The sequence below is a fragment of the Erwinia sp. INIA01 genome (assembly GCF_025947915.1).
Classification (GTDB): Bacteria; Pseudomonadota; Gammaproteobacteria; order Enterobacterales; family Enterobacteriaceae; genus Erwinia; species Erwinia coffeiphila.
In genome coordinates, this window is record NZ_JAPDNC010000005.1 from 229624 (window position 1) to 252151 (window position 22528).

Consider the following 22528-nt stretch of genomic DNA (forward strand, 5'->3'; position numbering starts at 1 on the left):
CTTTAGCCTGACGTTTCTCTTTCAATGAATGTTTCGGTGTGCGGCAACACTAGTGAATATTTCTTTTCCAGATCAGGATAGGGTATACTCCACGAAAAGAGTAGAAGATAAAAAACAAGTCGACGAAAAAATTAAGAGGGCTGCGTGATGTTTACCCCGGAATTTATATCAGAAGAACGCGGAGAGTTTCTCCTTGTAGCCAACCACAGTCTGGCATCCCCGGAATCTGTAAAATTTAGCATTGCGTTTAATATTGCCAGAATATCCTATGGACTATCGCAGCTTCCATCGCATATCCGAACCTGCCGTATCATCTATGACATTCGAGGACAATCCATCCCTGATCCGATCATATCCCAGGTCAGTCGAGCGCTTGAGCAGGTAGCCATTGTGGAGTTTACACGCTGATGGGACTTCAATTAATTGTAAAAGCAGACCGTAATAAGATAGAAAAAGCGTTGGGATTATTGGCATCAGAATGTGAAATCTTCCCTATAGAGGAAGATCTTTTTGGTATTTCAATTCCTAGTCGAACTTTCTCATCCGCAGGTGAAAATGTTGTTCTAAAAAAAATTAAACAATTAAAGCGTTTTGACCTCTGGCAGGGTTCCTGGCAAGAATCCGAGCGGCGTTGGCTCTGGTGAGTTACAACTTTGCACGAGTATGGAAGTAACATTTCATATTGATAGCAGATTGCCAGTTTGCACTGTTAAAACTGATTAAGCCCGTTGATATTATGTTATGTAGTATTCGCTTCTGGCAATAAGCTGCCCTAAGTCGCTCCCAGCGATCTGGTTGGAGCCAAGAGCAGATTTGATTTGGGATGGGAAGATTATGTTCCCTTTATTTTCATATGCAACAAAGGGTATGGCATGCCTTGGCCGTCAACTTCAGAACGACCAACAGTTTCAAAACCGTATTTTTTATAAAAGAGAATAGCCTGAAGATTCTGTTCGTTTACGTCAAGTTCATGAGCACCCTGCTCGTTGGTAGCTTGGAACAGAAGTAACTTGCCGATGCCTTTCCCGCGTTGGTCTGCTTCCACAAAGAGCATTTCAATACGCTTTTCGCATACACCAGTAAAACCCACGATCGAATTGTCACAGGCTAGACGTGCGAGCGTGATAGTCAGGTCAGGAAGATACGTATGCTGTATTAGGGGGCGTAGCGTCTGGATATCCTGCTCCTGTAAAAAATCATGCGTAGCACGTATGGATGATTCCCAGATCTTCAATAAAATCGGGTAGTCAACTGGCGTTCCTACTTCCATATTTATCATAATTTTATAGTCCATAAGTTGGCATCTAATAGCCATGTTATCTGTATTGTATTCCTTGTCACTATGTGGCGTAAATTGGTCCGATTTCTGGCACGAAGCGGACGTTGTGTAAACATCCCCATTACGATTGATCGCGCTGGAGGCTAAGTTCATAAACTACGCAGGGCACATCGTAATGCTGTTCTATTGCTTTGTAAGTCATACCTAATCGCTGCATCACTCTCTGAGAGGGCATATTTTCTGGATCAGCAACAGCCACTAAATACGTTGCGCCAATCTGCTCAGCCGCAAAATTAATAATCGCTTTAGCCGCTTCGGTTGCATAGCCTTTGCCATTCTGTTCCGGGACGAGTCGCCAGCCAATCTCTAAGGGTTCACCCTCAACGTTTGCCAGGTATTGGAGGCATGCTGCGCCAACGATGGCCTCGGAAGCCTTCTCTTTGATAGCCCACCACGAAAATCCGTATTTGTCCCAACGGGCCTGAACACGCCTGATACTTTCCCAAGTCTCTTCCGGTGTCTTAACAATACCCTTGCTGATATAACGCATCACGCCGGAATCGTTATCCATCAACCTTAAGCCTTCGTAGTGTGAATCATGAAAGGGCTCAAACATTAAACGCGCAGTTTCTAAATTCATCTGACAAACCTCTTTCCTTGAAGATGTTAACTTTATGCCACACTCTTCATCAACATATCACGCTTTTAACAACGTCCGCCTCTGGCACACAGCAAACACTCTAACATTCAAAATGTGTACCGCCAGATTTTGTTGGCGATGGTCGAGAAAAATGCAAACGGGTAGTAAGACCAGATGCAGTTGCTCACACAAGGCTGAACCGAACCTGATGTTTTTCAGGCAACACCGAAGAAAACAGCAGGCTGGCCGTGCACCCGGGCGGGACATCCGCAGCGCTGAACGCAGAAAGGAAGCCAGGATTCCCCCGCACGGACGCGGGGGAAAGGCGCAGCCGGGGCAGGACGCCCCGTCTGTGCCGGTCTGTCAGGCTGACGCACGCAGTGAAGGCACCGCATCGCGGCGCGAGGACAGGACCAGACGGGGGCACGGCCAGCCCGCGCGATCGCCGCGACTTACCGACAGCACCAACAGCACCAACAGCACCAACAGCACCAACAATATCAACAACAGCCAGCGCTATCACCGATACTGTCAGGCAAAACGGTCCCCCGCTATGCCGCACTCAGCGCCGGAAACTGCGCCATCAGCCGCGCAAACAGCACCGCCATCTGCTCATCCAGCGGCAGATCGCTCCCCTCGCCCTTCTGTACCGCAGCAAATACCTGATGCTTAAGGAAATGACGCCACACTACAGGCCGCTCGGCAAGGAATGCGGTCAGCAGACGATAGCGATCCTCCGTCCACAGCGCCTCAAAGCCTTCGCGCGCCGCCCCCACATCAAAATGCTTATCGCCCGCACCCGGCATTGCCGCCCGTAATGCTTCGGTAGCAGACAGATCGATTTCACCGCGCTGCATCACCACGCCGTACTGCTCGCGCGCCGCCTGCTCGCTGAGAAATCCACACTGCACGTCCCGCAGCACCGCCTGCGCATCGCGATCTTTTGCCGCGCCGTAGCCGCCCGCGCCCGGCCCTTTCACCGTCACCACATCTCCCGGCCCACAGTGAATGACATCGGTATTGCCGTGCTCAATGACGCTGCCGTCGGGGCGCGTGGTGCGGAACCAGGAAGTGCTCCCCGCACGCCCACCCGCCGCACCGGCGGAGGAAAACACTGAGCGGTTGCGGTTGCGCGCGGTGATGGTGGTATTCGGTGCGAACACCTCAAACGCCATCTCCGTTGCCAGCCCGCCGCGGTACTTCCCGGCTCCGGCGCTGTCCGCCGCCAGCCCGTAACGATGGAAGCGCACCGGCACTTCGGCCTCGTTGATCTCGATCGGTGTGTTCTTCAGGAACGCCGACAGCCCGCCGGAACCGTCCGGTCCGTCGTGTTTTGGCGTGCCGCCCGCACCGCCGCCGACCGGGCCAAGTGAAGCCACCACGGTTCGGTTCTGCGCATCCACGGTACGGATATTAATAATCGAATTACCGCCCGGCGAGTTAGCGGGCAGCCTGTCAGGCATCGCCAGCGAAAACGCCCCCACGGTGGCGATCTGCGACATCGCGCAGGTCAGCGAACGCATCCCTACCGCCGCTGGAGCCTCACAGTTCATTATCGTGCCCGGCGGCAGAATGGCGCGTGTTGGCCGCAGAGTACCGGCATTCAGCAGCAGGGAACGGTCGAGAGTCGAAAGCACATAAGTGACGCCCACCAGTGCCAGCGGATGCCGTTCGCGGCCGCCGGTGGGCATATTCAGCGATGAGGCCAGCTGCGGATCGCTGCCGGTGTAGTCCAGCTCCAGACTGTCGCCTTTGATCCGCAGCGTAATGGCGATGCGGCACGGATAGCCCCCCTCGCCGTCTTCATCGGCGTAGTCGGCATAGAAGTATTCACCGTCGGGAATCGTGCTGATAATCGACCGCGCCTGCTGCTCGGCGTAGTCGAGAATCCCTTCAACGCCGGTCAGGAAGTCATCGATGCCGAAGCGGGCGATAATCTCCTGCACCTTACGCTCGCCAATATTCACCGAGGCGATCTGCGCGTTGAAATCGCCCCAGTTCTGGTCCGGCGCACGCACGTTAAGCCGCATAATCTGCGCTACCGCCTCATTCATCTGGCCGCCGCTGATGATTTTCAGCGGAGGAATGCGAATGCCCTCCTGCACGATCTCGGTCAGGGATCGCGACAGTGAAGCAGGCACCGCGCCACCCACGTCGGTATTATGGATATGGCCGACCACAAAGCAGACGATTTCACCCTGGTGGAACACCGGCTTCCAGATATGGATATCCGGCGAGTGGGTCGCCACATTTCCGGCATAGGAATCGTTGGTGATGCAGATATCCCCTTCCTGATAGCCGTCGATCAGCGCCAGCACCGGGCCGTAGTCAATCCCACTGTACCAGGGCGCGCCGAAGCTGCGCGGCGAGGCAAATGCCAGCCCGTCGCGGCTGACGATCTGACAGGAAAAATCTTCCGTCTCTTTAACAAAGGTGGAATGCGCGGTGCGCATCAGCGTAAACGCCATCGCGTCGGCCGCGGCCGCACAGTAGTTGGCGAGGATCTGCAGGTTACGGCCATCAATTGCCATGATGTTCTCCGGAAACGGGGGTGATAATCAGGTTGCCAAAGCGGTCGACGTCGACCTGCATCTGCGGCGGTACGCAGGTGGTGCAGTCGTCCTGCGCGACGATAACCGGGCCGGTGAGCTGGTGCCCGGCGGCCAGCGCGGAGCGGGAAACCACATCCACCTGCCACCAGCGCCCGTCGATCCAGGCTTCCACCTGGCGCAGTACCTGCACCGGACCCTCGGCGGCGGCCAGCAGGTTCATCTGCGGTTTTGGCGTAGGCGAACTCAGCACCAGCCGCAGGTTAATCAGCTGCACCGCCGCATGCTCATCGTGGTGGCCGAACAGGCGGGTGTGATGGGCATCGAAAGCCTGACGGATCGCGGCCAGATTGCCCGCCCGCAGCCATTCTTCCTCCAGCGCCACGTCGATTTCAAACGACTGGCCGCGATAGCGCATATCGGCGGAGAAGCTCAGCCGGTACGGCAGATCGCCACCGTACTCGCGCTGCAGCCAGCCTTCGGCTTCATCGCGCAACACGCCGCTGGCATCATGCAGAGCGGCACTGGCAGCCGGGTTCAGATCGCAGTAAAGCGTGTTGATAAAGTCGTTTTTGATATCGGCGACCAGCCCGCCCAACGCCGAAAGCACGCCGGGTGTTGGCGGTACAACCACGCCTTTCAGCTTTAGTTCGCGCGCCAGGAAGCAGCCCATCATCGGCCCGGCACCGCCAAATGCAAGGAAGTAGAACTCGCGCGGATCGAGGCCGAAACGGGATATTAGCCCGCTGGTGTCGCTGTACATGCTGGAAATCGCCAGCGCGATAATGTTTTCTGCCGTCTCTTCAATGCTGATGCCCAGCGGTTCGGCCAGTTTCTGCACCGCCGCCCGCGCCCCTGCTACATCGACCTGCACCGCGTTGTAGCCGAGATCGCCATGGCCGATCATGCCGCAGGCGGCAAAGGCATCGGTGGCGGTGGCTTCTGTACCGCCGCGGCGGAAGCAGACCGGGCCAGGCAGTGAACCCGCGCTGTCCGGCCCCACCTGTAACACCCCCAGATTGTCGATCCAGGCGATCGAGCCGCCGCCCTGTCCCACCGAGGTGACGGAAACCGACGGAATGTAGATCGGGAAGTCACCGATAATTTCACCGCTGCCGTATTCCGGGCGACCATCGATAATCACTGCCACATCAGCGCTGGTGCCGCCAATATCCAGGCTCAGCAGACGGTCAAAGCCGCAGTTTTCCGCAATATAGCTGGCACCGATCACCCCGGAAGCGGTACCGGAAAGCACCATCTGTACGCATTCCGCTTTGGCCTGCGCCAGCCCCATCACTCCGCCGTTGGACTTGGTGATACGTGGTGGTACAGGAACGCCCATCTCTTTTAGCGCCCGCTCGAACGAGTCGAGATAGTGGATGACCTTTGGCTGTACGTAGGCGTTGATCACTGCGGTGATGGTGCGTTCGTACTCACGAATAATCGGCCAGATCTCCGCCGAGCAGGAGGTCAGCAGATCCGGGGCCAGCTCAGCGACCAGTTCCCGCACCCGCGCCTCGTTGCCGCCGTTGCGATAGCTGTGCAGCAGCGAAACCACGATCCCCTCGCAGCCTGCCGCCCGCGCGCCGTCAATCGCCTCTACCACGCTTTGCCTGTCGACCTCCTGCAATACCCGGCCGTCACGATCAGTGCGTTCACGAATGGCGAAAACCCGATCGCGGGAAATCAGCGGAGCCGGGCGGCGTGAAAACAGATCGTGGATATGGGGGATCTTCAGGCGGGCCAGCTCCAGCACGTCGCAGAAACCGTCTGTGGCAAACAACGCCAGCCGCACGCCTTTGCGCTGGATCACCGCGTTGACGCCGACGGTGGTGCCGTGGGTAAACGCGCTGATTTCCTGCGGCTGGATGCCGTCGCGCTCGCGGAACTGGGCAAGGCCGGTGGTAATTTCGCTGCCGGGGCTGTCGGGGCGCGACAGAACTTTTAGCGTTCGAATGCTGTTATCTCGCTCGTCCAGCACGGCAAAATCGGTGAACGAGCCGCCAATATCGACGCCAACGCGGTAACTCATGCGGTGTGATCCTCTGGGTGGGTGGGAATGAATTCCATCAATCGTTGTGGCTTTTCCACCGGCTGCCAGCCCGCGCGGCGATAGACCTCATGGGCATCGTCGGTGGCCAGCATCCAGCGTTTTACGGTTTTGAGTTCAGGGTGCTGCAAAATACTGGCGGCAAACCAGCCGCCGAGCCCGTGGCCGCGCTGCGACGGGTCAATGATCACGTCGCTGAGGTAGGCAAAGCGGCTGTAGTCAGTGATCAGGCGGCCAAATCCCACCTGCCGGCCCCGGTGATAGATGCCGAAGCAGAGCGATCCCGCCAGGGCGCGCAGCGTTTGCGCCAGCGGCTGTCCTTTGGCCCAGTAGCTGTTTTCAGAAAGCTGATGGTGGACCCATGCCACATCCAGCCGTTTTGGGTCGCTGCTGAGCAGATAGTCGTCGCGCTGCCATTCGGCAATGATGGGAACGAGCGGCTGTAGCATGGTGGCTCCTGACCTGTTTTTTGTGGGGATAAAATGAGTGTACGGTTTTTGGCGGCGGGATTTTTTTGTAACGGGGGGTGACTACGGCGTTTTGTGGGGAATTACGGGTGGGTGGGGAAATTTTCTGCGTCGTCTGTCGATTTGATGGGGGATCGAGTCTGTAATTTAAAGGGCTTAGTCGGCTGTGGTGACTGCGATAACGCTGACGGGTGGTGGCCCCCAACGGGGCGGGTCCTCGCGTCGCTTCGCGATTCCTTCACTTCAGTCATCAGCCTGTCGGAACAACACAGACGGGGCGTCCTGCCCCGGCTGTGTTTTTTGGCCGCGTCCATGCGGCCAAATCCTGGCTTCCTCTTTCCGTTCAGCGCTGTGGATTGCCCCTTTTGGGGCCACCATCCGTCTGCTGTTCGATTTCCGGGTTGCCTGTATAAAACCAATTGTTCATGGATGGATTTTTTAGTTGTCGACGCAGAAGCAGAAGCAGAAGCAGAAGCAGAAGCAGAAGCAGAAGCAGAAGCAGAAGCAGAAGCAGAAAATATCAGGATGAACGGCTGGAAAGTAAATCATCTTACAAGGGGCAGGAATATCGCCCCTTGTAATTAAACCCGAGGCTAGATTATGTCGGCATCGAGAAGGTGGTTACTTTATTGGTCTGCGGGTCGATTGAGATGATGCAGATAGCCAGATTTCCGCCGAAACGATCTTTACGATCGGAAATTTGCAGGTTGTAGGTTTCTGAGAATGACGTGTAGCCAGAAGAATTAGATTCATTCAGTTTGAAGCCCAGAATCTGTTCGAAGTAGGTTCTGCTTTTACCAATGCTAGTCTTGCACTGTTCATTGGTGATTTTACCGGATTGTTTTACCGAGGCCGTGGTTTGCGTACCGGTGGTGCTGGTGCTATTGGTATTGAGCGCCGCATTGACCGCTTTCATTTTTTCGCCAACGGTCTGCTGGAAATCAGCGCAGGATGTAGAGAGTAGAACCATGCCGCAGAGGAGTAGCTTTTTCATTGTATTCCTTACAATATTTAACGTTATTTTTCAGCATGAAAGTATAATTTTTACAAAATCCTTACTCCAGAATAAAAATTCCTGAAAAATCCGAAAATCAATCGACAACACCCAATTAATAACATCGGTGAACTTTTTCAATTGAAATCTTCACATCACTGAATCTTAACTCTCTTTCTCGATCGCCTTATCTACGTTGGGAGAGAATATTGGCACGGTTTATAGAAATGGCGGTAAAAGTGACATTCTCTGCTGCGGCGTTATTAAGATAAAACTATTTAAATAGCCACTGCTGGCGGAATGGCGGAATGGCGGAATGCTAAAAGTAATTCCAGCCGAATGGATATCAGAGATGACTGATGCAGGGGCATTGATATCGGTGCTGGCGGGAATGAGAGAATAGCCGTATTTCATCGAAGGATGAAAATAACGCAAGCGGTAAATCACCTCTACGGAAGCTTCGGGGTTATAGCTGCTACGGCAGAGATCATCAATCAATATACCCACAGAAGGCCGTGGCCAGGTCAGATCCCCCGCAGGGGATCGCGTTCAGGTTCTGCTACATGTGCATCGCAAACGGCGTAAATAAAAACGCTTTAAGTCTGATGCGGCATAAAATCAGACGTCACATCAGTAATGCACCAACCCGCCATCCACCGCGTACTGGCTTCCGGTCACGTAAGAAGCGTCGTCGGATAGCAGGAAAAGCGCGACGGCGGCGGCTTCTTCTGCTGTCCCCGCTCGCCTCAGCGGCACCTGGCTGACCACGAAATCCTCAAACTGCTGGCGGGACTCCTCCGGCATAAAGTGCCGAAAATTCGTCTCGATCGGACCGGGAACCAGCGTGTTGGCGCGGATGTTGCGCGCGGCCAGCGCAGCGGCCCAGCTTTTCACCATCGCCACGGTCGCGCCCTTGGTCGCGGCATACAGACTGGTCATCGCCGCGCCTTCATAAACCGAAGATGACGAGGTAACCAGTACGGATGCGCCGGGATTTAGCGAGGCGGACAGTGCAGCTAACTGAAGCATCGGCCCGCGAACATTGGCATTCATCATCCGGTTAAAACCGTCGGCCGTAACGGACTCCGGTGCCCCCACCTCCGCGTAACCGGCATTCAGCCATAGTCCGTCCAGCGAGCCCCACTCGCTGACGGCCACCGCCAGTGCGGTAGTATCCTCTTCAGCGGCGGCATCATTTCTCAGGATCAGCGTGTTGCCCGGTAACAGTCTGCGGGCTTTCGCCAGGCGCTCTTCATTCAAACCGGTGATAGCCACCTGCCCTCCTTCGCTGGCAATGCGCAGCGCGCCGGCCAACCCCATACCGCTGCTCCCGCCGGTGATTAGAATGCGTTTGCCCTGAAATCTCCTCATGATGGCCTCCTCTTTTCATTTACCTTGTTTGCCACCTTACGAAACTTCTCTAGCTGCCGTCATCTGTTTCACCAGGTGACATTTTTGCGCTGGATACTTTTTTTTATCCTGCGGCTACGCCTCAGTGTTCATCGTTTTACCGGATTATCGAAACTGAAATTCAGGCATTACGGACTCTGGTGAAGGCCATTAAAATCAGGGTTCGTACGGCATACTTCATTTATCCTTACTCTCAATAATGAGGTATATTGACGGCACTATTCTGAATTCATCGTTCTATCACAGGTAACATCGGCAATGGCTTTTATCCCTAAGAACTACGCGCGGCTGGAAAGCGGCTACCGTGAGAAAGCACTCAAAATTTATCCGTGGGTCTGCGGTCGTTGTTCACGCGAGTTTGTCTATTCCAACCTCCGCGAGCTGACGGTTCACCACATCGATCACGATCATACCAATAACCCGGAAGACGGCAGCAACTGGGAGCTGTTGTGCCTGTACTGCCACGATCACGAGCACTCGAAGTACACCGAGGCAGATCAGTACGGCACCACCGTTGTTGCGGGTGAAGATGCGCAAAAAGATGTCGGTGAGGCCACCTACAATCCGTTTGCCGATCTGAAGTCGATGCTGAATAAGAAGAAATAATCTCCTCGAAATGACAGTATCGGGGCGTATTCTGCGGGTTATATGTTTCGCAGGAAGGCAGGTGTCTTCCTTCCGGGCGGTCCTCGCGTCGCTTCGCGATACCTTCACTTCGTTCGTCAGCCTCACGGACCGGCACAGATGCGCGTCCTGCGCAACTGCGCCTTTCGTCCACATCCCTGTGGCCGAATCCGGGCTTCCTCACTGCGTTCAGCGCTGCGGATTGCCCTTCAGAAAGACTCCTGCCCACCTGCTTTGCCAGATAAGCGTTGGTTTTGACAAGAAATGACAGCACATTGCCCAGTTCAGGCATAGAAAAATCACGGAAAGAGAGCATCTCAGGTATTGAAGTTTGTCAGATGAATAAGGTGAGTCCGGCCTCTGCGGCTGCCGGGCAATCCACAGTAGTAAGGTGAAGACCATGTAACTGGAGAAGCCAGCTTTCTGCCACTGCCAGCATGATTTCCTCTTCAGGACCAGCAACAAAAGCAGCAAGCACGCACTTCGAGTGGATCGGCCTCTGCGGCTGCCGAGCAATCCGCAGCGCTGAGGTGAAGACCATGGAACCGGAGAAGCCAGCTTTCTGCCACTGCCAGCCTGATTTCCTCGTCAGAACCAGCAACAAAAGCAGCAAGCACACACTTCGAGGGGGATCGTCCTCTGCGGCTGGCGGGTAATCCGCAGCGCTGAGGTGAAGGCAGCTGGCCAGGAGCCGCCAACAGGGATGTTGGCGGCAGGCGAAGTCGGGTCAGGGATGACACGTCTTCGCCGATCCGTGCGGCCGGGTGCCGTAACCGAAGGCACCGCAAAGCGGCGCGAGGACCGCCCGGCAGCCGCAGAGGCCGAAGCCCTGCCACCCATGCCGCAGCGATCCCAGCTAACCAGCTAACCAGCTAACCAGCTAACCAGCTAACCAGCCAAATCAAAACTCAACCTGGGTATGACGCGTAATCAGCGAACGCAACGGCACGCTGCTTTTCATAATCGGTGACTTAATGACAATATAACTAAAGTACTTATCAATCCCCACTTTCGCATCCAGCAACCCTTCAATCACTTCCTGATAATGCTCAATACTGCGGGTGATAAACCGTAACAGATAGTCATAACCGCCGGTGATCAGATGGCACTCCATCAGCTCATCAACTTCGCGGATAGCGTTCTCAAACTTCATAAAATCTTCGCGACGATGGCCGGAAAGGGTCACCTCGGTAAACACCGTCACCGAATCCGTAATCTTGGTCAGATTGATGTGGGCTTCATAGCCGGTGATAAACCCGGCGGTTTCCAGGCGCTTGACGCGCTGCAGACAGGGGCTGGGCGACAGCCCAACGGCATCGGCAAGATTCACATTGCTGATACGGCCATCTTTTTGCAGCTGCACCAGAATGTTGATGTCGATACGGTCCAGTTTCATTAAGCCGTTCATAACCGCCCTCATTGTTACTACATTGTCACAACCCTTCCCTATCCACCGCGCAGTGGGATGTTCTGCGCGTCAGATATTTCAGGTAATTTCCAATGGTATAGCACGCTTTCCGCAACTTACGCCAGCGATTTACCGTGCCATACCATCCAGCCGTTATTATCAATAAATACAATAATATCAATGAGGAACTGTCGTTCAGCCCAGTCGACCCGTTGCACGAGCCAGTGCAATATCAAAGATATGCAGCGCTTCTTCCAGCTGCGAATCACTGGTCACCAGCGGCGCAAGGAAACGCACGGTATTGCGATGCAGGCCACACTTGATTAACAGCAGGCCTTCCTGGCAGGCGCAATCCAGAATTTTCTGCGTCAGCGCCGCATCCGGCTGTTTGGTTTCGAAATCGATGATCTCTACCGCCTGCATAAAGCCAATACCGCGTACTTCACCGATGCAGGCGTATTTATCCGCCAGCTGGAGCAGGCGCGCATTCAGGTGTTCACCAAGCTGGTTGGAGCGCTCGAGCAGGTTATCGTGCTCCAGCAGATCCAGCACGGCCAGCGAAGCCGCACAGGCCAGCGCGTTACCGCCGTAGGTGCCGCCCAGTCCGCCCGGAGTCGGTGCGTCCATGATCGCCGCTTTACCGACCACGCCGGAAATCGGCAGGCCGCCGCCAAGACTTTTCGCCACGGTCACCAGATCCGGCACAATGCCGGTGTGCTGGAAACCAAACATCTTGCCGGTACGGCCAAAGCCGGTCTGCACTTCATCGCAGATCAGCAGAATGCCGTGGCGTTGAGTGATCTCACGCAGCGCCTGCATAAAGCTCGGGGACGCCGCCAGGAAGCCGCCGTCGCCCTGCACCGGTTCAATGATAATCGCCGCTACGCGCTCCGGTAGGATCTGCACCGCGAACAGGGTATCCAGCGCCTTTAAGCAGTCCGCTTCCGAAATATTGTGGAAGGCATTCGGGAACGGTACGCGGTAAACATCGCCAGGGAACGGACCGAAGTTCTGTTTATACGGCTGGCTCATCCCGGTCAGGGTCACGCCTAATAACGTACGGCCGTGGAAGGCACCGTCAAAGGCAATCACGCCGGGGCGGTTAGTGTGCGCGCGGGCGATCTTCACCGCATTTTCTACTGCTTCTGCACCGCTGGTGAAAAATACGCTTTTAAATTCTTCACCGGCACCGACTAATTTATTCAGGCGCTTTGCCAGTTCGATATAGCCCGGGTAGGCAGCCACCTGGAAACAGGCGTGGGAAACCAGCTGCAGCTGTTCGGTAACGGCATTCACTACCGCCGGGTGATTGTGGCCAACGTTTAATACGCCGATGCCACCAACGAAATCTAAATAGCGATTTCCTTCCACATCCCACACTTCCGATCCTTTGCCTTTAGCAATCACAATCGGGTGTGCGGTTACTACGCCGCGCGGAACGTTCTCTGCGCGGGTATCCAGTAACAGTGCGTTATCAGAAAATGTCTGCTGCTCAGCCAGTAAATTATGCATTTCTTTGCCTCTTTGACGTGAAAATTGTATTTGCCAAGTATCGCAATAAGCCATGGGGGTAAGCTGCCGTTGATGGACCGGCAGCAGCATTAACTTTCGTAATTCGGGCTAATCTGTCGGTTATATTTTTACGCCGAGCGTTTCCTGAACAACGGCACGGAACCAGCGAATGCCATAAGGGATCAGCGCATCGTTAAAATCATATTCTGAATGATGCAGCGGGCGGCTGTCGGCGGAGCCAAGCCACAGATATGCCCCCGGTTTTGCCTGCAACATAAAGGAGAAATCTTCCGAGGTGAGCGCAGGTTTTACCGCTTCGCCGTGTTCCAGCCCCGCCCGACGCGCAGCGCGTAATGCCACCGCCGCCTCTTCAGCGCTGTTAATGGTTGCCGGATAGTAGCGCTCGTATTTCACCGTTGCCGTCAGGCCGTGCGCGGCGGTCACACTGGCGGCCAGTTCACGCATGCGGCGTTCAATGGTGTCCTGCACTGCGCTGTCAAAGGCGCGCACCGTGCCGCTGAGCGTGGCTTCCGCCGGGATCATATTGTGCGAGAAACCGCCGTTGATCCGCGTCACGGTTAACACGGCCGGATCGCACGGGTCGAGGTTGCGGCTGACGATGGTATGCAGCGCCACCACCAGCTCGCTGGTCGCCAGCAGGGTATCCGGCGTCAGCTGCGGCTGCGCGGCATGCCCGCCGCCGCCGTGAACGGTAATGCTGAAGGCATCTCCGGCCGCCATAATCGGTCCGGGACGGGTTTGCACCACGCCGAGCGGCAGCTGCGGCCAGTTATGAATGGCGTAGACCGCATCACAGGGGAAGCGGGTAAACAGACCGTCTTCGATCATCGCCTTCGCCCCGGCCTGCCCTTCTTCCGCCGGCTGGAAGATAAAATTCACCGTACCGTCAAAATCAGGATTCGAGGCCAGCTGCGCGGCGGCACCCAGCAGCATCACCGTATGGCCGTCGTGGCCGCAGGCGTGGCAGACGCCCGCCGTCTGGCTTTTCCACGGCTGGCTGCCGAGATCGTTCATCGGCAGCGCATCCATATCGGCACGCAGGCCGATTGCACGCGTACTGCTGCCGCGCTTCAGTACACCCACCACCCCGGTTTTACCGATACCGCGATGCACCTCAATGCCCAGATCATCCAGGAATTCGGCGACGATAGCCGCGGTACGGTGCTCGTTGTAGGCCAGTTCAGGGTGAATATGCAGATCGCGGCGCAGCGCGACCAGCTGAGAAATATCCATATCAGTATCCTTTTTCCCGGTCGACCAGGCCGACCATGGTTTCTCCGCGTTCAAAGCGGCGAATGTTCTCCAGCAGCGCAACCACAGCGCTTTCCGGCTGGGTCTGGCTGGCGATATGCGGCGTCAGCCAGATCTGCGGATGCTGCCAGAAGCGATGCCCGGCGGGCAGCGGCTCGGGAACGGTGACGTCGATGACCGCCGCCGCCAGATGCTGTTCATCCAGCACAGCCAGCAGCGCGTCGTGATCGAGCTGCGGTCCCCGCCCCACCTGAACCAGCGAAGCGCCGCGCGGCAGCTGGCGGAACAGGTCGGCGTTCAGAATGCCTTCGGTACTGGCTGTCAGCGGCAGCAGGCAGATAAGAATATCGGTTCGTGCCAGGAATTCACTCAGCTGCGCTTCACCGGTCCAGCAGCGCACGCCGGGCAGATCGCGCGGGCTGCGGTTCCAGCCGCCGCAGTCAAAGCCCATCGCCACCAGCGGTTTCAGCACCGCCTCGCCGAGGTTGCCCAGCCCCATCACGCCGATGCGGCAGTCGGCCGCGGATCGCATACTGTGCGCCTGCCAGATTTCCTTGCTCTGCTGTTGCAGGTAGCGCGGCATATCGCGGTGCAGGCCGAGCACGGCAAAAGTCACGTACTCCACCATCCCCTGCGTCAGTCCCGGCTCGATCATCCGCACCACCGGCAGCGACGGCGGCAGGCTGGCGTAGTCAAACTGATCCGCTCCGGCACCAACCGAGAACAGCACCTTCAGATTAGGAAACTGCTGCATGATGTTTTCCGGCGGCTGCCAGGCCACCAGGTACTCCACCTCTTCGGCGTTACCTACCTCCGGCCACTGGCGGAAGCTGGCACCGGGCGCCAGATCCGCCAGCAGAGAGGCCCACTTACGGCCGCGTTCGGGCTCCGATTTATAGACAATATTCATTACGCCATCGCCTGCGTCATCAGCGCGAACGCCTGCATGCCGCCGCTTTCCGGCTGCCAGACGTCCCCTTTATACATCGTGACCGGGGCGTCCACTTCCACCAGCCCCAGCTCGTTCAGCCATGGCCCCAGGCCCGTTGCACGATCGGTATCGATGCGCACAAACTGGCCGCTGACGCCGCTAAGCAGTTCACCGATCAGCGCCCTGGCGCTCTGTGCGCTGCGGGCCACCACCGGGCCAATCGCATAGCCGTGACCAAAGCGGCGCAGGCAGGCGAAACCGGCAGGCGCACCGTTCTCTTCCAGTACCAGGAAACGCTCGGCGCTGTCCAGCAGGTTGGCAATCAGCAGCGGACGATGCTGGCCCAGCGTCTGGCGGTCCAGCGCGGTCAGCAGTGCGGCATCCTGAGCTGCCGCAGCACGCAGCCGCTGGCCGGGCGCGCAGGCCGGGGCGCTAACCGTCGGCAGCTCGCGGCACTGATGCTGCTCAATGTGCCCGGTGGCAACAAAACCGAGTTTTTCATACAACGGCTTACCCGCCTCGGTGGCGTGCAGGCGAATGTTGCTGCCCGCCAGTTTATCCATTCCCATCTGCATCAGCTGGCGGCCAATGCCGCGGCCCTGCTGGGCATCGTCGACGATCACCAGCCCGAGGGTGGAATAGTCACGCCCCCAGTGCCAGCAGAGGATAGTGCCAATCACTTCGCCGTTTTCCTGCGCCACGATCCCTTCCCCCAGCAGCAGCGCCTGCTGCCAGTCGGCGCGGCGGTGCGGCCACTTGAGTCTCTGGGTCAGCGCAAAGGCGGCATCCAGATGAGTTTCATTCATCGCTACGAATTCAATTGTCATCGTCGTTCCTTACATCATGCCCGGCGCGTTAAGGCCGGAACCGTCAACCAGTCGCTCATAGCGATACGGGGTCGCATCCACAATCGGTGTATCGCCGTTGGCAAGATCGGCAGCCAGGCGGCCTGCCCCCGGCCCGATACCGAAGCCGTGCGCGCTGTAGCCCGCCGAGATAATCAGCCCCGGCAGTTTGCCGACGTGGGAAATGACCGGCACCGCGTCCGGCGTGCTGTCAATCATGCCGCCCCACGCCTGTTCCAGCTGGATTTTGCCCATCGCCGGGTACTCTTTACGCATGGCGTCGATGCCTTCCTGCACCATCGCCATATCCGGGCGCGGGTCGAGAATGCGGATTTTTTCAAACGGCGATGTGCCGTCCATCTGCCAGCGGCCGAACGCTTCCGGGCCGTTGAAGAACGGGCTGAGGCCCAGATTAAGCGTCAGGTTTTTACGCCGCGCCTTGAAGGTCGGATAGAACTGGCGGGCATAGCGCAGCCCCTGCGCACCCGGCTCCAGACGACCACGGCCGGATACCGACATGGTGTAGCTGCCGTCCATCTGCGGACGGCAGGCGAAGCCCGGGGTATACAGCGGCAGCGCAATCGCCTGCTCAATCGGTTTAGTGCGGAACGCGGTGCCGATCACGTTGCCGAGCGGCAGATCGATACCGTGGCGGCGGCAGAACATTGAGGTCCAGGCCCCGCCCGCGCAGATCACCCGGCTGGTTTTAATCAGCCCACGCTCGGTCCACACGCCGCTAACGCGCCCGCCGGAGATATCCAGCCCGCGCACCGCGCACTGCTGAAACACTTTCGCGCCGAGCTTCTGCGCGGCAATTGCCAGGCCGGGTGCCGCCAGTGACGGTTCGGCGTGGCCGTCGGTCGGCGAATGCACGCCACCCAGCCAGGCAGTGGTGCTGCCCGGCGTCATCTCTTTGGCGCGGGCGGCAGTGAGAATTTCACTGCTGAAGCCGTAGGTTTTCGCCATCTGGTTCCACTTTTCCCAGGCGTTGATATCGTCCTGATTACGGGAGGCGTAAACCAGCCCGCTGCGGCGGAAGCCCAGCTCTTCACCGGTTTCACCCGCCAGCTCATCCCAGCGCTGTAGGGCATAAATGATCAGCGGCAGCTCGCGCTCGTCGCGGTTCTGCTGACGGCACCAGCCCCAGTTGCGGCTCGACTGTTCGCCGCCGACCAGGCCCTTTTCAATCAGCACCACGCTGACGCCTTTTTTGGCCAGCTCGTAGGCGGCGGCCGCTCCGGCAATACCGGCGCCGATCACCACCACATCCACTTCCGGCGGGAAGTAAGGACTGTCCTGTACGTATCGTATCGGTGCGGGCATGTTCTCTGTTACCTCTGAAAAAGTGGTTTAACGGGGCGTACTCAACGATGGACTCTCCCCGCAATCAATCAGTCACGTTAGCGGCGATGGCCTGATATAGGTATTGCCTGTTCAGACCACCGCGCTGTCGGTCATCATTCAGAGCGCGATATCGCTCTCTTCGTGCTCATCCAGCCAGCCCTGGCGCAGTTCCGGCACTGCACGCTTCAGCCGCTCGTAGTACAGCTCGGTGGATGGCTTGTCGTAATCTTCACGCGCGACCTGCGTCACCATGCGGCCATTTTTCACCACGATAATCTCGTCACACACTGAACGAACGGCGTGCAAATCATGGCTGATAAACAGCACCGACAGGCCCAGCTCACGGCGCAGCTCGGTGATCAGATCCAGCACCGCCGCCGCAACCACGGTATCCAGCGCGGATGTCACCTCGTCGCAGAGGATCAGGTCCGGTTCGGCCGCCAGCGCGCGCGCCAGGTTAACACGCTGCTTCTGACCGCCGGAGAGCGACCACGGACGACGCCACAGTACGCTGCACGGCAGGCGAACCAGGTCCAGCAGCTCCAGCATTCTGCGCTCCAGCGCAGGGCCGCGCAGGCCGTGGAACAGCTTCAGCGGGCGCTTGAGGATGGTTTCAATACTGTGCGCCGGGTTCAGCGCGGTATCGGCCATCTGGAATACATACTGAATGCGGCGCAGCTCGTTTTCCGGCCGCTTGTGCATATCGCCTTCGATATAGTGACCGTTAAACAGAATGTGGCCGCCGCAGGGCTTGTTCATCCCGGCAATCGCATGGGCCAGGGTGGTTTTCCCCGATCCGGACTCACCGATAATACCGATGGCCTGGCCGCGGTACAGGCTGAAGTTGATATCCTGCAAAATTTTCACTTTCGGCTGGCCTTCGGCGTCCAGCGGCCCATAGCCCGCCGACAGATCCCGCACCTGCAACAGCGGCTGCTCGGCTTCGCTGGCCGACAGCCACGGGCTCTGGCGCGGTTTCTGCCGGGCCGCTTCCAGCAGCTGATGGCTGTACTCGGCCTGCGGCGCACGCAGCAGCTGCTCGGTGGTGCCGTACTCGGCGATATTGCCCTTCAGCAAGACCAGAATTTTATCGGCCATCTGCGCCACCACCGCCAGATCGTGGCTGACGTAGATGGCGGTGGTGCCGCGCTGGCGCACCACGCGGCGGAAGGTTTTCAGCACTTCCACCTGGGTGGTCACATCCAGCGCGGTAGTCGGTTCATCAAGGATCACCACGTCCGGATCGCTAATCAGCGCCATAGCGGTCATCAGGCGCTGCAGCTGGCCGCCAGAAACCTGGTGCGGATAGCGCTCGCCGATGGTTTCCGGGTTCGGCAGCGCCAGCTCGCGGAACAGCTCCACCGCTTTTTTCTCGGCATCGGCGCGCTTCATCACCCCGTGGATGACTACCGGCTCCACCACCTGGTCCATAATTTTCATCGCCGGGTTAAACGAGGCCGCCGCGCTCTGGGCGATATAGGCGACCTTGTTGCCGCGAAACTGGCAAAGCTGGGATGGCGTGAGCGAGGTGACGTCGGTGCCGGCCACGTGTACGGTGCCTCCGGCAATCTGGCAGCCGTGGCGGGCATAGCCCATCAGCGCCAGCGCGATGGTGGTTTTGCCCGAGCCGGACTCGCCGATCAGCGCCAGCACTTCCCCTTTCTGTACGGTAAAACGAATATCGGAAACCAGGGTGATTTCCCGGCCGTCGTCGCTGTTGGCCGTCACCCGCAGGTTTTCGACGGACACCATCGGCGTGGCGCTGTGTGGCGTAATATTCATGCGGTCCCCTTAGCCAGCGTCAGCGGGCGCATTGCCTGCAGGCTGTCGATAAACAGATTGGCACCGATGGTCAGGCTGGCGATCGCCACCGCCGGCATCAGCACCGCCGGGGAGCCGTCAAACAGCCCCTGAAGATTTTCACGCACCAGCGTGCCCCAGTCGGCATACGGTGGCTGCACGCCCAGGCCGAGGAAGCTCAGGCCGCTGAGCATCAGCACGATGTAGACAAAACGCAGGCCGAAATCGGTCAGCATCGGGTGCAGCATATTCGGTAAAATATCGTGGATCGCCACGTAAAGACGGCTCTCGCCGCGCAGTCTTGATGCCTGCACGTAGTCCATTGAACGCAGGCTGGACGCCATGGCGTAGGCAATACGGTAGGCACCCGGCCAGTAGGTGATCACCGCCGTCAGGATCAGCATCGGCAGCGATGAACCGAACACCGCGACAATCATCAGCGCCAGAATTTTCCCCGGCAGTACCAGCATCGCATCATTGATACGGCCCAGCACCTCTTCCAGCCAGCGACCGGCGACCGCGGCCAGCAGCGCGAGCAGCGTACCCACCAGGCTGGCGAGAACGGCGGCCGTTAGCGCCAGGCCAATCGAGTAGCGTGCGCCAACCAGCACGCGGCTGAAGATATCGCGGCCCAGATAGTCGGTGCCAAACCAGAACTCCCGGCTGATATCGCCAAACAGCGGACCGGCACCGATATCCTCGACGTTATGCGGGGCCAGCGAGCCACCGAATATCGCCATAACGATCCAGAACAGGGCGATCAGCAGGCCGATGCGGCCGCTGATGTTGAGAGATTGAAAGAAGCGCCACGGCAGCGTGAGTGTGTTCATCAGCCCCTCCACTTAGGATTAAACGCAATGGTCAGCACATCCGCGGCCAGCAGCAGCACCAGGTAGCAGCAGGCGAAGAACATCACGCACAGCTGGACCACGGGCAGATCGCGGTTGCTTACCGCATCCACCAGCTGGCTGGCGACGCCAGGATAGCTGAAGATGCTTTCGATAATGATTACCCCGCCGAACAGGTAGGACAGACTCAGCGAGATGGCGTTGGCAATCGGCCCTACGGCATTAGGCAGCGCGTGGCGCAGCATGGCGCGCAGCGGCGAAACGCCTTTCAGCAGGGTCATTTCCAGGTAAGGACTGTCCATCTGGTTGACGATGGCGGCGCGAGTCATACGCGCCATCTGTGCCACCACCACGCAGCACAGCGTCACCACCGGCAGCGCGAAGGTGCGCAGGAAGCCAAGGAAATCCTGGTGGGTGGACCCCAGCGACATCGCCGGGACCCACTGTAACTTCACCGCAAAAATCAGCACGGCAACGGTCGCCACCAGAAACTCCGGCACCGCCACCACCGACATGGTGCCGACCACTAACGCGCGGTCCAGCATCGAACCGCGCTTCATGGCGGCTGCGATGCCGATGATCAGTGCCAGCGGCACCGATACCACGGTGGTGGTGGCCGCCAGCTGGAAGGTCGCCGGAATACGCTGCGACACCAGCTGGCTGACCGGCAGATTACTGGCGAACGAGGTACCAAAATCGCCCTGAAGCATTCCGGCCAGCCAGCCGAAGTAACGCGCAATCAGCGGCTGATCCAGACCCAGCTGTTGGCGCAGCGCCGCCACCGTTTCCGGGGTAGCTGACTGGCCAAGGATCATTTGTGCTGCATCGCCCGGCAGCATGCTGGTGATAAAGAACACCAGCATTGAGACGATCAGCAGCGTAAGTAAACCCGACCCTACGCGCCGGAATATCAGTTTGAAAATGTACCGATTCATCGCCGTTCTCCTTATCAGGAAGCGAGCCAGGCAAACTCGTGGAAGCGATAGCCCATCATCATTCCTGACGGCCAGGCCTCAACCCCTTTAACTTTGTTACTACAGCCGTCCATCGAACTGATGAAGGCCGGGATCAGCGTGCCGCAGTTGTCATACACCAGCTTCTGCATGTCGCCATACATCTGCTTGCGTTTGCCCTGGTCGCTTTCGCCACGGGCGGCGGCCACCAGCTGGTCGAACTGCTCGTTTTTCCAGCCGGACTCGTTCCACGGCGCGGTGGAAAGGTAGAACTGGGAGAAAAGCATATCCAGCGTCGGGCGCGGGTTGACCGAGCCGTAACCCACTGGATCTTTCATCCAGTGTGATGACCAGTAGCCGTCATACGGCACGCGACGTACGGAGACGTTCAGACCGGCCGAACGGGCAATCTGCTGGATCAGCTGGCCACCTTCAACGGCCCCTTCGATGTTCGGCGTGGTGATGATTTCCACTTTCGCGCCGACCATGTTGGCTTTTTTCAGGTGGAACTTCGCTTTGTCGATATCCAGCGGACGCTGCGGCAGCTCTTTGTTGTACATCGGATGCCACGGTGGAACCGGAGTATCGTTACCGACATCGCCGAAGCCCTGCAGCACGGTTTTGACGATCATTTCGCGCGGCTGTAGATACTTCATCGCCAGCACGAAGTCGGCGTTATTACCTGGCGTGGTATCGGTGCGGATGATCAGGTCGCTGTACATGCCGGATTTACTTTCCAGCACGTTGAACTTGCCGTTCTGCTTCAGGCGCTTCACGTCGTTGGCCGACAGGGTCGATACCATTTGCAGATCGCCGGACATCAGGGCATTCACGCGCGCGGCCGGATCGGTCACGCCCATCAGCTCCACTTCGTCCAGGCGCGGCAGGCCCGGCTTGTAGTAATTTTTGTTTTTGCTGCCGACGGTGCGCACACCCGGCTGGAACTCTTTCAGGGTGAACGGACCGGTGCCGATGGCTTTAGTAAAGTCTTTGGTGCCGTCCGGTACGATCAGGAAGGAGCTGGTCGCCAGAATCGACGGCAGGTCGAAGTTGGCCTGCTCCAGCACGATCTGCACCTCAGACGGGCTGACCGCTTTGAATTCTTTCATCTGTCCGGCCAGAGTGATGGCCGTTGACGCCACCGCCGGATCTTTATGACGGCTCAGGGAGTAAATCACGTCTTCTGCGGTCAGCGCCTTGCCGTTGTGGAAGGTCACGCCCTGGCGCAGTTTTACCTGCCAGGTCAGGCCGTCGCTGCTTTCAATGCTTTCCGCCAGCGCAGGCTGCGCCTTCAGGTCTTTATCCAGTTCGGTCAGGCCGCTGTAGAACATAAACAGGCGGCAGTAGTCGCCGCTGTTGCTGCCTTTGGCCGGATCAAGCGTGTCGCTGGCCGAGGCGTTGGCTACCGCTGCACGCAGCTTGCCGCCCAGTACCGGGGTTTCGGCCGCATAGCTGAACTCCGGGAAGCCAATCAGGCCGGTGCTCATCACCGCGCCCGCCGACAGCAGTTTCATCATGCTGCGGCGAGAGAGAGACACATCCGTAATGGCCTGGGTTAAGGACGGGTTAGCATGGCTAAATTCTTTGCGAAATTTACTCATC

General features: G+C 57.9%; 22 protein-coding genes. 3 read left to right on the top strand and 19 right to left on the bottom strand.

What is annotated here, in order from left to right:
• Positions 1-407 precede the first annotated feature (407 nt).
• Positions 408-644, top strand: coding sequence for a hypothetical protein (locus tag OMR58_RS11180; protein WP_264545937.1), 237 nt, complete (start codon positions 408-410; stop codon positions 642-644).
• A 188-nt stretch (positions 645-832) separates the two neighbouring features.
• Here OMR58_RS11180 and OMR58_RS11185 read toward each other — a convergent pair whose 3' ends face one another.
• From OMR58_RS11185 to OMR58_RS11210, 6 genes are all read right to left on the bottom strand, one after another.
• Positions 833-1294 carry a GNAT family N-acetyltransferase gene (locus tag OMR58_RS11185; protein WP_264545938.1) on the bottom strand — a complete coding sequence of 154 codons (462 nt, stop codon included), beginning with the start codon at positions 1292-1294 and terminating at the stop codon, positions 833-835.
• A 106-nt stretch (positions 1295-1400) separates the two neighbouring features.
• The gene (locus OMR58_RS11190) at positions 1401-1919 is read right to left on the bottom strand and encodes a GNAT family N-acetyltransferase (RefSeq protein WP_264545939.1); all 519 of its coding nucleotides are present in this window, start codon (positions 1917-1919) and stop codon (positions 1401-1403) included.
• A 363-nt stretch (positions 1920-2282) separates the two neighbouring features.
• Positions 2283-2426 (bottom strand): hypothetical protein, encoded by a 144-nt coding sequence (locus OMR58_RS11195; protein WP_264545940.1) that lies wholly within the window; start codon positions 2424-2426, stop codon positions 2283-2285.
• 44 nt (positions 2427-2470) lie between these two features.
• A complete protein-coding gene (locus tag OMR58_RS11200) occupies positions 2471-4450 on the bottom strand; it encodes a hydantoinase B/oxoprolinase family protein (protein WP_264545941.1) in 1980 nt (659 codons plus the stop codon).
• The gene (locus OMR58_RS11205) at positions 4440-6500 is read right to left on the bottom strand and encodes a hydantoinase/oxoprolinase family protein (protein WP_200560787.1); all 2061 of its coding nucleotides are present in this window, start codon (positions 6498-6500) and stop codon (positions 4440-4442) included. Before OMR58_RS11205 ends, OMR58_RS11200 begins: the two co-directional genes overlap by 11 nt.
• Positions 6497-6967 (bottom strand): GNAT family N-acetyltransferase, encoded by a 471-nt coding sequence (locus tag OMR58_RS11210; protein WP_200560786.1) that lies wholly within the window; start codon positions 6965-6967, stop codon positions 6497-6499. The genes OMR58_RS11205 and OMR58_RS11210 overlap by 4 nt, the downstream gene beginning before the upstream one ends.
• 447 nt (positions 6968-7414) lie before the next feature.
• Here OMR58_RS11210 and OMR58_RS11215 point away from each other — a divergent pair, with 447 nt between their 5' ends.
• Positions 7415-7570 carry a hypothetical protein gene (locus OMR58_RS11215; RefSeq protein ID WP_264545942.1) on the top strand — a complete coding sequence of 52 codons (156 nt, stop codon included), beginning with the start codon at positions 7415-7417 and terminating at the stop codon, positions 7568-7570.
• 13 nt (positions 7571-7583) lie between these two features.
• Here OMR58_RS11215 and OMR58_RS11220 read toward each other — a convergent pair whose 3' ends face one another.
• The 3 genes from OMR58_RS11220 to OMR58_RS11230 all read right to left on the bottom strand — a co-directional run bounded on the left by OMR58_RS11220 (position 7584) and on the right by OMR58_RS11230 (position 9350).
• Positions 7584-7979 (bottom strand): hypothetical protein, encoded by a 396-nt coding sequence (locus OMR58_RS11220; RefSeq protein ID WP_105594853.1) that lies wholly within the window; start codon positions 7977-7979, stop codon positions 7584-7586.
• 219 nt (positions 7980-8198) lie between these two features.
• The gene (locus tag OMR58_RS11225) at positions 8199-8486 is read right to left on the bottom strand and encodes a hypothetical protein (protein ID WP_264545943.1); all 288 of its coding nucleotides are present in this window, start codon (positions 8484-8486) and stop codon (positions 8199-8201) included.
• Positions 8487-8609: 123 nt separating this feature from the next.
• Complete coding sequence (locus tag OMR58_RS11230) at positions 8610-9350, bottom strand: SDR family oxidoreductase (RefSeq protein WP_264545944.1); 741 nt, start codon at positions 9348-9350, stop codon at positions 8610-8612.
• A 297-nt stretch (positions 9351-9647) separates the two neighbouring features.
• On the opposite strand from OMR58_RS11230, the gene yajD reads away from it, so the two are divergent.
• Positions 9648-9995, top strand: a complete 348-nt coding sequence (yajD, locus tag OMR58_RS11235; protein WP_123329247.1) for an HNH nuclease YajD — start codon at positions 9648-9650, stop codon at positions 9993-9995.
• 919 nt (positions 9996-10914) lie between these two features.
• On the opposite strand, the gene OMR58_RS11240 is transcribed toward yajD, so the two are convergent.
• From OMR58_RS11240 to OMR58_RS11285, 10 genes are all read right to left on the bottom strand, one after another.
• Entirely contained in the window at positions 10915-11421 is a 507-nt protein-coding gene (locus OMR58_RS11240) for an Lrp/AsnC family transcriptional regulator (RefSeq protein WP_105594848.1), read from the bottom strand.
• Positions 11422-11616: 195 nt separating this feature from the next.
• Positions 11617-12933 carry a 4-aminobutyrate--2-oxoglutarate transaminase gene (gene gabT, locus OMR58_RS11245; protein ID WP_264545945.1) on the bottom strand — a complete coding sequence of 439 codons (1317 nt, stop codon included), beginning with the start codon at positions 12931-12933 and terminating at the stop codon, positions 11617-11619.
• 120 nt (positions 12934-13053) lie between these two features.
• A complete protein-coding gene (locus OMR58_RS11250; protein ID WP_264546051.1) occupies positions 13054-14181 on the bottom strand; it encodes a M20 aminoacylase family protein in 1128 nt (375 codons plus the stop codon).
• Positions 14182-14188: 7 nt separating this feature from the next.
• Positions 14189-15115 (bottom strand): 2-hydroxyacid dehydrogenase, encoded by a 927-nt coding sequence (locus OMR58_RS11255; protein ID WP_264545946.1) that lies wholly within the window; start codon positions 15113-15115, stop codon positions 14189-14191.
• The gene (locus OMR58_RS11260) at positions 15115-15963 is read right to left on the bottom strand and encodes a GNAT family N-acetyltransferase (RefSeq protein ID WP_264545947.1); all 849 of its coding nucleotides are present in this window, start codon (positions 15961-15963) and stop codon (positions 15115-15117) included. The genes OMR58_RS11255 and OMR58_RS11260 overlap by 1 nt, the downstream gene beginning before the upstream one ends.
• A 9-nt stretch (positions 15964-15972) precedes the next feature.
• A complete protein-coding gene (locus tag OMR58_RS11265; RefSeq protein ID WP_200560778.1) occupies positions 15973-17304 on the bottom strand; it encodes an NAD(P)/FAD-dependent oxidoreductase in 1332 nt (443 codons plus the stop codon).
• Between the two features lie 138 nt (positions 17305-17442).
• Positions 17443-19107, bottom strand: a complete 1665-nt coding sequence (locus OMR58_RS11270) for an ABC transporter ATP-binding protein (protein ID WP_264545948.1) — start codon at positions 19105-19107, stop codon at positions 17443-17445.
• Entirely contained in the window at positions 19104-19955 is an 852-nt protein-coding gene (locus OMR58_RS11275) for an ABC transporter permease (protein ID WP_105594841.1), read from the bottom strand. Before OMR58_RS11275 ends, OMR58_RS11270 begins: the two co-directional genes overlap by 4 nt.
• Positions 19955-20908 (bottom strand): ABC transporter permease, encoded by a 954-nt coding sequence (locus OMR58_RS11280; protein ID WP_105594840.1) that lies wholly within the window; start codon positions 20906-20908, stop codon positions 19955-19957. The genes OMR58_RS11275 and OMR58_RS11280 overlap by 1 nt, the downstream gene beginning before the upstream one ends.
• 14 nt (positions 20909-20922) lie before the next feature.
• A complete protein-coding gene (locus OMR58_RS11285) occupies positions 20923-22527 on the bottom strand; it encodes an ABC transporter substrate-binding protein (protein WP_264545949.1) in 1605 nt (534 codons plus the stop codon).
• Position 22528 lies beyond the last annotated feature (1 nt).